The sequence below is a fragment of the Herbiconiux sp. 320_LB genome (assembly GCF_059691755.1).
The window spans coordinates 46,079-58,656 of the sequence record NZ_JCAWAD010000001.1 but is presented as its reverse complement, the minus strand read 5'-3'; the positions used below and the strand labels follow the sequence as shown (position 1 = coordinate 58,656).

Annotated in this window: 11 protein-coding genes; 1 reads left to right on the top strand and 10 read right to left on the bottom strand. The window is 70.6% G+C overall.

What is annotated here, in order from left to right; genetic code table 11:
- Positions 1-30: 30 nt before the first annotated feature.
- Together AC59HU_RS00255 and leuA are read right to left on the bottom strand one after the other, a co-directional pair.
- On the bottom strand, positions 31-699 hold the full coding sequence (locus tag AC59HU_RS00255; RefSeq protein WP_497221316.1) for a GAP family protein: 669 nt from the start codon (positions 697-699) through the stop codon (positions 31-33).
- Between the two features lie 16 nt (positions 700-715).
- The gene (gene leuA, locus AC59HU_RS00250; protein WP_497221315.1) at positions 716-2,482 is read right to left on the bottom strand and encodes a 2-isopropylmalate synthase; all 1,767 of its coding nucleotides are present in this window, start codon (positions 2,480-2,482) and stop codon (positions 716-718) included.
- A gap of 203 nt (positions 2,483-2,685) precedes the next feature.
- Here leuA and AC59HU_RS00245 point away from each other — a divergent pair, with 203 nt between their 5' ends.
- A complete protein-coding gene (locus tag AC59HU_RS00245) occupies positions 2,686-3,618 on the top strand; it encodes a TIGR01777 family oxidoreductase (RefSeq protein WP_497221314.1) in 933 nt (310 codons plus the stop codon).
- A 6-nt stretch (positions 3,619-3,624) separates the two neighbouring features.
- Here AC59HU_RS00245 and AC59HU_RS00240 read toward each other — a convergent pair whose 3' ends face one another.
- The 8 genes from AC59HU_RS00240 to AC59HU_RS00205 all read right to left on the bottom strand — a co-directional run bounded on the left by AC59HU_RS00240 (position 3,625) and on the right by AC59HU_RS00205 (position 12,578).
- Complete coding sequence (locus AC59HU_RS00240) at positions 3,625-4,083, bottom strand: tetratricopeptide repeat protein (RefSeq protein ID WP_497221313.1); 459 nt, start codon at positions 4,081-4,083, stop codon at positions 3,625-3,627.
- On the bottom strand, positions 4,080-4,904 hold the full coding sequence (gene dapB, locus AC59HU_RS00235) for a 4-hydroxy-tetrahydrodipicolinate reductase (protein WP_497221312.1): 825 nt from the start codon (positions 4,902-4,904) through the stop codon (positions 4,080-4,082). Before dapB ends, AC59HU_RS00240 begins: the two co-directional genes overlap by 4 nt.
- 20 nt (positions 4,905-4,924) lie before the next feature.
- Positions 4,925-5,527, bottom strand: coding sequence for a histidine phosphatase family protein (locus tag AC59HU_RS00230; protein ID WP_497221311.1), 603 nt, complete (start codon positions 5,525-5,527; stop codon positions 4,925-4,927).
- A complete protein-coding gene (locus AC59HU_RS00225) occupies positions 5,524-6,897 on the bottom strand; it encodes a M16 family metallopeptidase (RefSeq protein ID WP_497221310.1) in 1,374 nt (457 codons plus the stop codon). The genes AC59HU_RS00230 and AC59HU_RS00225 overlap by 4 nt, the downstream gene beginning before the upstream one ends.
- A 507-nt stretch (positions 6,898-7,404) precedes the next feature.
- Entirely contained in the window at positions 7,405-9,696 is a 2,292-nt protein-coding gene (locus AC59HU_RS00220; RefSeq protein WP_497221309.1) for a polyribonucleotide nucleotidyltransferase, read from the bottom strand.
- 256 nt (positions 9,697-9,952) lie between these two features.
- Positions 9,953-10,540, bottom strand: a complete 588-nt coding sequence (locus AC59HU_RS00215) for a hypothetical protein (protein WP_497221308.1) — start codon at positions 10,538-10,540, stop codon at positions 9,953-9,955.
- Between the two features lie 90 nt (positions 10,541-10,630).
- Positions 10,631-11,854, bottom strand: coding sequence for an FAD-dependent oxidoreductase (locus AC59HU_RS00210; protein WP_497221307.1), 1,224 nt, complete (start codon positions 11,852-11,854; stop codon positions 10,631-10,633).
- A complete protein-coding gene (locus AC59HU_RS00205; RefSeq protein WP_497221306.1) occupies positions 11,847-12,578 on the bottom strand; it encodes a class I SAM-dependent methyltransferase in 732 nt (243 codons plus the stop codon). The genes AC59HU_RS00210 and AC59HU_RS00205 overlap by 8 nt, the downstream gene beginning before the upstream one ends.

Genomic DNA, 12,578 nt, shown 5'->3' with positions numbered 1-12,578 from the left:
TCAGAACACGTCTGCTCAGAACACGTCGGCTCAGAACGCCTCGAAGGCCTTGCCCAGCTGCAGCGCCCCGAGGATGACGAACAGCACCACCATGATCAGGGCGTTGTGCCGGATGAGACCGGCCTTCGCCGAGGTCAGCAGCCCGGTCGCGGACGGGCTGCCGCCGAGCACGGCCACCGCGATCAGGCCGAGCGAGGAGATCACGGCGAACACCGCGCAGGCCACGAAGACGAGCCCCCAGGCGAGGTCGGCGGCACCGATCTCCGCCCCGGCCGCGATCGCGACGGGCACGTTCTTGGCGTTGGCGATCGCCAGCACGAGGGCGAGCCCGGCCGTCTTCACCACCCCGAACGAGTCCATCGCGACGAGCCACTTCGGTTCCACCGCCGGCACGCCCTTCCGCGGCCGCTTCTTCCAGCTCCGATAGGCGAGGAAGAAGAACAGCGCGGCGAACGCGAAGCCGAGCACGATGTGCAGCAGCTGCGCGAAGAACGAATCGCTCTGCGTCGTGCCCTTCGACCCCGAGGCGAAGGCCAGGGTCAGGGCGAAGAACCCCACCGCGAAGACCACCGCGAACAGGAGGGCGTTCCCCCGCCCCCTCGGCCCCAGCATCAGCGTGATGACGGCGACCAGAGGGAGCGGGGAGATGATGACCGCGAAGGCGAGCGGTATCAGCCCGCCGAGCACATGCCAGAACATGAGCTCACTGTAGCGGTCAGACCGCGGCCAGCTCCCGGTCGGCGTCGGCGACCCGGATGGCCCGGTTCACCGCGCTGACGACGGCCTTGAGCGAGGCCGTCGAGATGTCGGCGTCGATGCCCACACCCCAGAGCCGGTTGCCGTCGACCTGCAGCTCGACGTAGGCCGCGGCCAGCGCGTCGCCGGAGGCGCTCAGCGCGTGCTCGACGTAGTCGTAGAGCTTGATCTCCACGCCCTGCTCGCTCATCACGTTGAGGAACGCGGCGATCGGGCCGTTGCCGGTGGCCGAGGCGTCGATCACCTCGTCGCCGACGCGCAGCTCGACCTCGAGCGACACCGAGCCGCCCAGGTCGCTCGCCGTGCGGGTGCGGGTCAGCTCGAAGCGGCCCCACTTGTCCTCGACCCGGTCGGCCGGGGCCGGCAGGTACTCGTCGTTGAAGATCGACCAGATCTGGTCGCTCGTGACCTCGCCGCCCTCCGCATCCGTCTTGGCCTGCACCACGCCGGAGAACTCGATCTGCAGCTTGCGCGGCAGGTCGATCGCGTGGTCGGTCTTCAGCAGGTAGGCCACGCCGCCCTTGCCCGACTGCGAGTTGACCCGGATGACCGCCTCGTACGAGCGGCCCAGATCCTTCGGGTCGACCGGCAGGTAGGGAACGGCCCAGACCAGGTCGTCGACGTCCTTCCCCTGCTCCTTGGCGTCGGCCGCCATCGCCTCGAAGCCCTTCTTGATCGCATCCTGGTGCGAGCCGCTGAAGGCGGTGTAGACCAGGTCGCCTGCCCAGGGGCTCCGCTCGTGCACGCGCAGCTGGTTGCAGTACTCCGCCGTGCGCCGCACGTCGTCGAGGTCGGAGAAGTCGATCTGCGGATCGATGCCCTGGGTGAACAGGTTGATGCCCAGGGCGACCAGGTCGACGTTGCCGGTGCGCTCGCCGTTGCCGAACAGGCACCCCTCGATGCGGTCGGCGCCGGCCAGGTAGCCGAGCTCGGCGGCGGCCACGGCCGTGCCGCGGTCGTTGTGGGGGTGCAGCGACAGGATGACGTTCTCGCGGTGCGCCAGGCGGCGGCTCATCCACTCGATCGAGTCGGCGTAGACGTTCGGGCTCGCCATCTCGACCGTCGAAGGCAGGTTGATGATCACCTTGCGCTCGGGCGTGGGCTCGAAGACCTCGATCACCTGGTTGCAGATCTCGAGCGCGAACTCCAGCTCGGTGCCGGTGTAGCTCTCGGGCGAGTACTCGTAGTAGACGGTGGTGCCCGGGATGGTCTTCTCGAACTCGCGGCACAGCCGGGCGCCCTCCAGGGCGATGTCGACGATCCCCTGACGGTCGGTGCGGAACACCACGTCGCGCTGCAGGATGCTCGTGGAGTTGTAGAGGTGCACCACGGCCTGCTTGGCGCCCGCGATCGACTCGTAGGTGCGGCGGATCAGGTGCTCGCGCGCCTGGGTCAGCACCTGGATGGTGACGTCGTCCGGGATCGCGTCCTCGTCGATCAGCGAACGGACGAAATCGAAGTCGGTCTGGCTGGCGCTCGGGAAGCCGACCTCGATCTCCTTGTAGCCCATCCGCACCAGCAGATCGAACATGATGCGCTTGCGCTCGGGGCTCATCGGGTCGATGAGCGCCTGGTTGCCGTCGCGCAGGTCGACGGCGCACCAGCGCGGCGCTTCGGTCACGTGCTTCGACGGCCAGGTGCGGTCGGGCAGATCGACCGAGAACTGCTCGTGGTACGGGCGGTACTTGTGGATCGGCATGGCCGAGGCGGCCTGATTGTTCTTCATCGTGTGTCCCTCTTCGTGTGGGTCGAACCCGGGTGGTCAGCCAACGGCGAACTCCGCGACGAGGGAGGCCTGAGAACTAGGACTCGTCGCGGCAGCTAAGAAGGAGCAGACCAAAACGCACGACTTAAGGCTAGCACGCCGTGAGAACCCGTCACGAGAGCGCCCGGCGCAATAGTCTGGAGGCACCGACAGGAGGGTCACCGATGGCTGCGACGAACGACGCGACGGGCGGATCGACCGGGGCGGGGCCGGGGACGGTCCTGATCGCGGGCGGCTCCGGATTCATCGGCACCGAGCTCGCCGCGCAACTCAGGGCCGCCGGGTACACCGTGCAGATCCTGGTGCGCCGGCCGGCGCGCAGCGCGACCGAGCGCAGCTGGGATCCGGAGGCCGGCTGGCTGAAGACCTCGATCCTCGACGGCGTCGACGCGGTGGTCAACCTCTCCGGCGCCTCGATCTCCCGGCTGCCGTGGACCCTGTCGTACAAGCGCGAGATCCTCCAGTCGCGCCTTCAGGCGACCAGCACGCTCACCCAGGCGATCCGGCGTCACGACGCTCCCCCGGCCGTCTTCATCAGCGGTTCGGCGGTCGGCTTCTACGGCGACCGCCCGGGCGAGCTGCTCACCGAGGCCTCCCCCGTCGGCACCGGCTTCCTCGCGAAGGTCAGCGACGCCTGGGAGCGCGCCGCGCAGCCCGCCGCCGAGGTCACGCGGCTCGTGACGGTTCGCACCGGGCTCGTGGTCGGCAAGGGCGGCGGGGCGTTGAAGCCGCTCGCCCTGCTTGCGAAGTTCGGCCTCGCCGGGCCGATCGGCAGCGGCGAGCAGATCTGGCCCTGGATCAGCCTGCACGACGAGGCCGCCGCCATCCGGCACCTGATCACGTCGAAGCTGGCGGGGCCGGTCGACCTCACGGGGCCGCAGCCGGTGCCGGCGAGCGTGATCGTGCGCGAACTGGCCTCCGAACTCAACCGGCCGTACTGGCTGAAGACACCGGCGTGGGCGCTCAAGACCGTGCTGGCGGATGCGGGGCGCGACCTGCTGCTGGCGGATCAGGACGTCTCGAGCCAGAAGCTGCAGGACGACGGCTTCGTCTTCCGCGACGAGACGATCGGCGAGGCGATCAGCCGGTCGCTCTGAGGTGCCTCAGGCCGCCTTCGCCCGTCGCTGTCCCTGCTCGAGCGCGATCGCGGTGCGGATCGCCTTGCGCGCCCGACGGCGGTCTCCGCTCGCGTCGTAGGCGAGGCCGAGCCGGAACCAGGCCCGCCAATCGCTCTCGTCGCGCTCGACCTCGTCGCGGTACAGCGGGAACTCCTCGTCCGCGGCCTCCCGGAGCGGTCGGCCGCTGGCCTTCTTCGGCAGGTCGTCGACCGGCAGCTCGCCCTCGCGCTCGAGGCGGCCGATCAGCTGCTCGGTGCGGAAGCCGAACATCAGCTCGCGCACCAGCGCCCAGGCGCCGACGATCGGCAGCACGATCAGGGCCACGCCGATGGCGATGCCGATCGGCTCCCCGGTCATCACGAACATCACGGCGCGCTGACCGACCAGCACCAGGTAGACCGCGAGCAGCAGCGCCATGAACAGCGCGGCGAACCTGCTCTTCATCGGGGAACGCTCGTGGCCGTCGCGGCCTGTCCTGAGACGTTCTCGGGGGCCGCGTCGCCGTCGGCGGCGGTGCCGGGCGTGCCGGTCTGCCCGCCGAGGTCGATGAGGCGGTCCAGCCCCACCACGACCCCGCGCATCCCGGCCGCCGCGCGCAGCGCCACGACGATGCCGGCGGCGTAGGCCTGGGGCGAGATCGTCTCGTGCGTCAGGGTCAGCACCTCGCCGGTGCCGCCGAGCACGACGTCCTGCTTGGCGACGACGCCGTTCAGCCGCAGGCTGTGGATCGGGATGCTCGCCACCCGCTGACCCCGCGCGCGCTGGTCGGTGTGCGGTGCCGAGACCGGGCCGAGGGCGGCACGGGCCGCGCTCATCAGCTCGGCCGTCCTGACCGCGGTGCCCGACGGCGAGTCGATCTTCGTGGCCGCGTGCGCCTCGACGATCTCGATCGAGTCGAAGAACCGGGCGGCCATGGCGGCGAACGAGGTCGCGAGCACCGAGCCGATCGAGAAGTTCGGGATGACGACGACACCGGATGCGGGCGGGTCGCCGAGCGTGCGCGCGAGCGCCGTGATCCGTTCGGCCGACCAGCCGGAGGTGCCGATGAGCACGTTCTTGCCGTGGGCCACCGCGTACTCCACGACCGAGCCGCTGACGCCGGGCACGGTCACGTCGACCACCAGGTCGGCGGGGAGCATCTCGCTGAGATCGCTCCGGGAGTCGAGCCCGGCGACCAGCTCGAAGTCGGGCATCCCGTCGATCAGCTCGATGAAGAGACGGCCCATCTTGCCCGTCGCACCCACGACGGCAACCTTCGTAGTCATGGTTCCAATCTACCGGCGGGTCAGTAGGGCTGGGGGTCGTTCACGCCGGTCCGCAGTTCTACGGGCAGGTGGCCGAGGTCGTTGTGCGCGACCAGCTCGGGCAGGCGGCCGGTCTTGTAGCGGATGATCGTGAGGCCGCAGTGCGCCTGGTTCAGGCCCGCCCAGCGCCACTCGGGCGCATCCATCGCCTCGCGCACGAACCAGGCGATCACGAAGTTGTGCGTGATCAGGAGGTCGTGGGTCGTGCCGCGCGACGGGGTCAGGAACTCGGCCACCGCATCCGACATCTGGGCACGCCCGGCCTCGACCTCGTCGTCGGTGACGGAGTTGAAGAAGGGCTCGAAGGTGTGCGGCATCTGGGGCGAATAGCCGGTGGGCACGCAGTCGAACAGCAGGGCCGTCGGCTGCGGGTCGAGGGCCGGGAGGTGCTCGCTCATGATCAGAGCGGTCTGCTCGGCCCGCTGCAGCGGCGAGTGCCAGACGTTGTCGAACGGCACGCCGCCGAGACGGTCGGCGATCAGGCGCGACTGGCGTTGCCCCCGCGGCGACAGCGGACCGTCGACCACGCCGTGCTCGGCGTCGAGCTGCTCGCCGTGGCGCACCAGGTACAGGGTGTGCGTCATGCGACGGGCACCACCTGGGCGAAGGCCGCTTCGTCGACGGGGCCGACCGCGGCGATGCTGACCGGTCCGGACACGAGGTCGCGGGCGAGGGCCTGCACGTCGTCGGCGCTGACCTCCATCAGGCGGCGCACGCTCTCGTCGAGGTCGACGAACTCGCCGAGAGTGAGCTCGGAGCGGCCGAGGCGCGACATCCGGGTGTCGCTGTCCTCCAGCGCCAGAGCGGCCGAACCCGAGAGCTGGCCCTGGGCGCGACGCAGTTCGTCGGCGCTGATGCCCTCGTCGGCGAGGCGGTGCAGTTCGCTCAGCAGGAGCTCGCTGACGGTGCCCTCGCGGCCGGGGGTGCAGCCGGCGTACATCAGGAACACGCCCGCATCCGAGTAGCTGGCCGCGTAGGAGTAGACCGAGTAGGCCAGGCCGCGCTTCTCGCGGATCTCCTGGAACAGGCGCGACGACATCCCGCCGCCGAAGACGGAGTTGAGCACGCCCATGGTCGAGCGGCGGTCGTCGCCGGCGACGAGTCCGGGCAGGCCCAGCATGACGCTGGCCTGCTCGGTGGGCTTGGTGACGACGGTGAGCGGGCGGCCCGGGGCGAGGAACGCGCCGACGCTCGAGGCGGGACTCCGGCGGGCTCGCGGGGCGTGGGGGGTCTCGAGATCCCAGTCGGAGGCGCCGAGGGTGCGGGTCACGGCGGCGACCAGGCTGTCGTGGTCGACCGCACCGGCTGCGGTCACGACCAGCTCGTGCGGGTTGTAGTTGGCGCGGTAGTGCTCCCACACCGCGTCGCGGGTGACGGCCCTGATCGCCTCGGGAGTGCCGCCGACGGGGCGGCCCAGCGGGTTGTCGCCGAGCACCGCCTCGAACAGGCGCTCCCCCGCGACGTCGCCCGGGTCGTCCTCGGCCATCGCCAGCTCTTCGAGGATGACACCGCGCTCGGTCTCGAACTCGTCCCGGTCGAGCAGGGCCGAGGTGACCATGTCGGAGAGCACGTCGACCGCCATCGGCAGATCGGCGTCGCGCACCTTCGCGTAGTAGCAGGTGTACTCCTTGCTCGTCACCGCGTTGTGCTCGCCGCCGACCGAGTCGAAGGCGATCGCGATGTCGAGAGCGGAGCGGGAGGGCGTGCCCTTGAACAGCAGGTGCTCGAGGAAGTGCGTCGAGCCGTACCGCGACGGGGTAGACCCGGTGGCGCCCAGTTCGTCGCGCGAGCCGGCGGCCACCCAGTAGCCGATCGTGGCACTGCGCGAACCCGGGATGTGCTCGGTGAGGATGCGCACCCCGCTCGGCAGGATCGTCCGACGCACCACCCCGTCGGCTTCGTCGCCGATGGAAAGTTCTGCAAGGTCCAGGGGAAGTGCAACAGCGCCATTCATCGGTCACCACCCTACTTGGGTGGTGGGGGTGTTGGCTGTGTTGTTGCCGGTGGTGTGCTGTTGCCGGTGCGGCCGTGCTGCGCGCGGCTGCACCGGGCGTCGCCGGTCCCCGCCCGGCGCCGCGCGACATGTTCGCGTGCGGTCGCTGGCGCGGCCGCGCGCTCACCATGGGTCGTCGAGTACGGCCCGTTGCGTCCGTCTGCCGTACCGAGGCTTTGGGTGCGGGAAAGGCCCGCCACGGAACGCGTGACGGGCCTTCGAAAAGCCGAGACAAGGTGAATGGGCGGCCGCGCGAGCGACCACCCATTCACATGTCGCGTCACGCCGGGCAGGGACCGGCGTGACCCGGAGAGCCTGCGCGAAGCACAGGCCCTCCGGCAACTAACACAGCAAAAGGTGAATGGGCGGCCGCGTCAGCGACCACCCGTTCACATGTCGCGTCACGCCGGGCAGTGACCGGCGTGACCCGGAGAGCCTGCGCGAAGCGCAGGCCCTCCGGCAGCTAACTCAGCCCTCTGCGGGGGCCTCGGGGCCCTCGCTGTGGGCCGCGGAGCCCTCGGTGTCGGCCGCCTCGGCGAGGACGGGGGCGAGCGAGAGCTTTCCACGGTCGTCGATCTTGGTGATCTCCACCAGGATCTTCTGGCCGACCCCGAGCACGTCCTCGACGTTCTCGACGCGCTTGCCACCGGCGAGCTTGCGCACCTCGGAGATGTGCAGCAGGCCGTCCTTGCCCGGAAGGAGCGAGATGAAGGCGCCGAAGGTGGCGAGCTTCACGACGGTTCCGAGGAACTGCTCGCCGATCTCCGGGTTCTGCGGGTTCGCGATGGCGTTGACCTGCGCACGCGCGGCCTCGGCCGAGGGGCCGTCGACGGCGCCGATGTACACGGTTCCGTCTTCTTCGATCGAGATGTCGGCGCCGGTCTCGTCCTGGATCGCGTTGATCGTCTTGCCCTTCGGGCCGATCAGCTCGCCGATCTTGTCGACGGGGATCTGCACCGAGATCACGCGGGGCGCGGTCGGGGCCATCTCGTCGGGAGCATCGATCGCCGAGTTCAGCACGGAGAGGATCGCGTCGCGCGCGGCCTTCGCCTGCTTGAGCGCGCCGTCCAGAACCGAGGTCGGGATGCCGTCGAGCTTGGTGTCGAGCTGGATCGCGGTGATGAACTCAGACGTACCGGCGACCTTGAAGTCCATGTCGCCGAGCGCGTCCTCCGCACCGAGGATGTCGGTGAGGGCGGCGTAGCGGGTCTCGCCGTCGACCTCGTCGGAGACGAGGCCCATCGCGATACCGGCTACCGGGGCGCGCAGCGGCACACCGGCGTTCAGCAGGGACAGGGTCGAGGCGCAGACGGAACCCATCGAGGTCGACCCGTTGGACCCGAGGGCCTCGGAGACCTGACGGATCGCGTAGGGGAACTCCTCGCGGCTCGGCAGCACCGGCACGAGGGCGCGCTCGGCGAGGAAGCCGTGCCCGATCTCGCGACGCTTCGGCGAACCCACGCGGCCGGTCTCACCGGTCGAGTAGGGCGGGAAGTTGTAGTGGTGCATGTAGCGCTTCTTGGTGATGGGCGACAGCGAGTCGATCTGCTGCTCCATCTTCAGCATGTTCAGCGTGGTGACGCCCAGGATCTGGGTCTCGCCGCGCTGGAAGATCGCCGAACCGTGCACGCGCGGGATGACCGCGACCTCGGCGTCGAGCGGGCGGATGTCGGCCAGGCCGCGCCCGTCGATGCGCACGCCGTCGCGGAGGATGCGGCCGCGGACGACCACCTTCGTGACGGACTTGTACGCGGCGGACACCATGCCCAGGACCTCGGGCTCGAGCTCACCGGCTTCGACCTTGGCGGCGACGGCGGCCTTCACGCGGTCCTTCAGCGCGTCGTCCGCATCCTGACGCTCGATCTTGTCGGCGATCTGGTAGACGGAGACGAGCTCGTCGTAGGAGAGCTCGGCGACGGCGTCGTAGGCGGCCTGCGTGTAGGGCAGGAACACGGGGTACTCGTGCACGGCCTTGTTCGCCTGCTGCGCCATCGAGGCCTGCGCCTCGACGAGCTGCTTGATGAAGGGCTTGGCGGCCTCGAGGCCCTCGGCCACGATCGCCTCGTTGGGCTTGACGGCCCCGCCCTTGATCAGGTTCCAGCTGTTCTCGGTGGCCTCGGCCTCGACCATCATGATCGCGACGTCCTGGTTGCCGTCACGGTCGGTGACGACACGGCCGGCGACGACGAGGTCGAAGACGGCCTCCTCGAGCTGGGAGTACTTCGGGAACGCGACCCACTGGTCGGGCTCGGTGCCGTAGCCGGGCATGAGCGCGAGGCGCACGCCACCGATCGGCCCCGAGAACGGGATGCCCGAGATCTGGCTCGAGGCGGAGGCCGCGTTGATGGCCAGCGCGTCGTAGAACTCGTCAGGGGCGATGCTCAGCACCGTGATGACGACCTGGACCTCGTTGCGGAGTCCGTTGACGAACGACGGACGCAGGGGGCGGTCGATCAGACGGCAGACCAGGATGGCCTCGGTCGAGGGGCGACCCTCGCGGCGGAAGAACGAGCCGGGGATCTTGCCGGCGGCGTAGGAACGCTCTTCGACGTCGATCGTCAGCGGGAAGAAGTCGAAGTTGTCTTTCGGGTGCTTGCTCACGCTCGTCGCGGAGAGCAGCATGGTCTCCTCGTCGAGGTACGCGGCGACGGCTCCCTGAGCCTGCTGCGCGAGGCGGCCGGTCTCGAAGCGGACCGTGCGGGTGCCGTAACGGCCGTTGTCGAGAACGGCTTCGGCGAATTTGATTTCAGGACCTTCCAAGAGGTCTTTCTCCTTTGTTTAGCGTCGCGGCCCCGTGTGGGCGTGCGACTCCTCGCGTCGGAGCAGGCGGGAATGACAGGGATTTACGACGTTCCCTGAACGTGTGTCGAAGGGTGTGCGTGCTGGCCACCAGTAGAAATACTCCGGATGCAGCTGCGCGGCCGGAACACCACCACCGAGGACCAGCTTCCTGCCAGCCTGCTCTCGACATCCCCAGCCTACCAGGCGAAGCCCTGGGAACCGAGGATGGCTCGCGCTAGAGCTGGATGTCGACCGCGAACCGCGCGTCGCCGCCCCCGCTGACCACGACCGGGACCCGGGCCGCACGACCCTCGTCCGTCAGCATCCGGAGCGGTTCGTCGAGCGCGGCCGTGAACCGGCGCGGCACGAAGCCGGCCCGGTGGATGCCGCCGCCGTCGCCGACCAGGTCGACCGCGACGCGGAGCTCGCGCCCGAGCCAGCGGCTGGCCCGCGGCGTGAGCACGGCCACCGGCGTGTCGCGGCTCGTCGCCACGGCCGCGTCGATCGAGGTCTGGCGACGCTCGCTCTCCTCGACCCGGAGGCTCACCCGCGTCTCGCCGAGCGGCTCGAGGGCCACCAGTTCGACGCCCTCGAGCGTCTTGCGGGAGTTCTCGCTGTCGCGGCCCTTCGTCGTGACCAGCGGCACGATCAGGAGCACGGCGAGCCCGACCGCGACGACCAGGAGGGCGACGGTCAGCACCGGGCTCACGACCGGCCAGTCGGCGCGCACCACGATGTTCGCGGCGATCGCCAGCAGGAGCACCATGGCGACGAGGAACACCTCCCAGCGCCAGATCGGCTTCCACATGCGCTTCTCGTCCATGCCCCTAGTCTGCCGTGCGGGCCGGGTGCTCCGATCCGCGCCGCCCGGCGGCGGCGGGTCAGGATGCACGGGGTCGGCCGGGCCGGTGGCTCAGAGCCCGTGCATCGTGAAGGCCCGGGCGAGCCGCCCGGCGAGCACCGGGCCGGCGGCCCCGGCGACCACGAGCCTCCGTGCCGCGAACGCGACCGGCCCGCAGGGGCTGCCCATTGCCATGTTGAACTCCGCCATCCGCGCCGCCCGCGCGGCCGACCGGAGACGGCGGCGCTGCCAGGCGAGCAGCGGTTCGCGGCGCCCGGTCCGCAGCACCGCCGGCACGAGCGGCGCGAGCGCGTCGGCATCGAGCCAGCCGAGGTTCATCCCCTGGCCCCCGATCGGGCTGACCTCGTGCGCGGCGTCGCCGACCAGCAGCATCCGGCCACGGGTCATGCCGCTCGCGGCGGCGCGCCGCACCCCGAAACCGCTGGTCATCGTGGTGGTCGCGGGGTCGATCCTGATGCCCGTGCGGGCCTCCACGAGTTCGGCGAGCAGGGCGGCGGACGGGGCGGCGGGCGGGGCGGCGCCGGGCTCGCCGGCCGTCTCGGGCAGATGGGTCACCCACCGGCGCACGCCCCCGGGCAGCGGGAACGATTCCACGATCCCGTCGGGATGCAGGTGGAGCACGGCCGTCGCGCCGTCGCTCGTCTCGTCGGCCACGTCGCCCATCACGTACCGGTGCCGGTAGGTGTGCGTCGTGGCGTCGAGTCCCGCGGCGCGGCGCACGATGCCGAGCGGGCCGTCGGCGCCCACGACCAGGCGCGCCTCCACGGGCACCGCCGGGCCGCTCCCGCCCGCCGGATGCAGTCGCACCCGCCCGGCCAGCGGCTCGATCCGCCCCACCGTGAACCCGGTGCGGAGCGCCCCCGGCGCCAGCGACTCGAGCCGGGCCCGCAGGATCCGCTCGGTCTGCACCTGGGGCAGGGTCACCACGAACGGGAACCGCTCGGGCACGCGCCCGAAGTCGAGGGCGGCGGCGTCGCGGCCCGCGATGCGCAGCACCCCGTGGTCGACCCGCACCCCGGCCCGGATGATCTCCTCACCGACGCCGAGCCGCTCCAGTGCCGCGAGCGACGGCGGGTGGATCCCGATCGCCCGCGAGTGCTCCCGCTCCCCCGCCCGCCGCTCGAGCAACACGACGTCCAGCCCCTCCGCCGCGAGGGCCGCCGCCAGGAAGACGCCGACCGGCCCCGCCCCGACGACGGCGACGTCGGCGACTGCGACGTCGGCAACATCAGCGACGGCGACGTCAGCGATGTCAGCGGCGGCCGACTCAGGCATCCGGATCCGGCTCGGCCTCGCGAGCGGCGGCGCTGGCCGCGTAGGTGAGCAGGTTGCGGAAGGGCGCCTGCGCCTCCACGTTCCATCCCCGCCGCGCCGCGACCCGCAGTTCAGCGGTCGTGTAGCTGCGGCGGATCGAGGTCAGCCCGTCGTCGCGGATGAACGAGCGGTGGAAGAACGGCACCGTGCCCACCGAGAACAGCGCGTAGGCGACCGTGCTGCGCCGTATGTCGCTGTGGATCGCCAGGGTGCGGCAGAGCAGCTCGGAATCGATCAGCAGATCGCTCAACTGCTCGGCGTCGAGGTGATGCAGCACGTGGTTGGAGATCACGAAGTCGAACCGCGCCCCGGCGTCGACCAGGTCGCTGCTGTCCACCCGCCGGAACACCACGCCGTCCGGGTTCGGGGTGCGCTGCGCGAAGGCGAGGGCCCGCTCGTCCGGATCGATCCCGGCGACCTGCAGCTGCAGGCCGTCCTTCTTCGCCCAGTGGGCCAGCGCCCGCGCGAGATCTCCCCCGCCGCAGCCGATGTCCAGGAGCGAGGAGGTGGTCTCCCGCGACAGCAGGGGCCGGATCCGCTCGCGATAGGTGCCGTGCCAGCCGGCGACGACCGCGTTGATCAGCCGGAACTGCTGGTACGTGCGGTCGAGAAGCACGGGGTCGCACGCCGGGTCGTCCATGTACTCGCGCAGGTGCACCGCGCGCTTCCGGAGCGACGTGGTCAC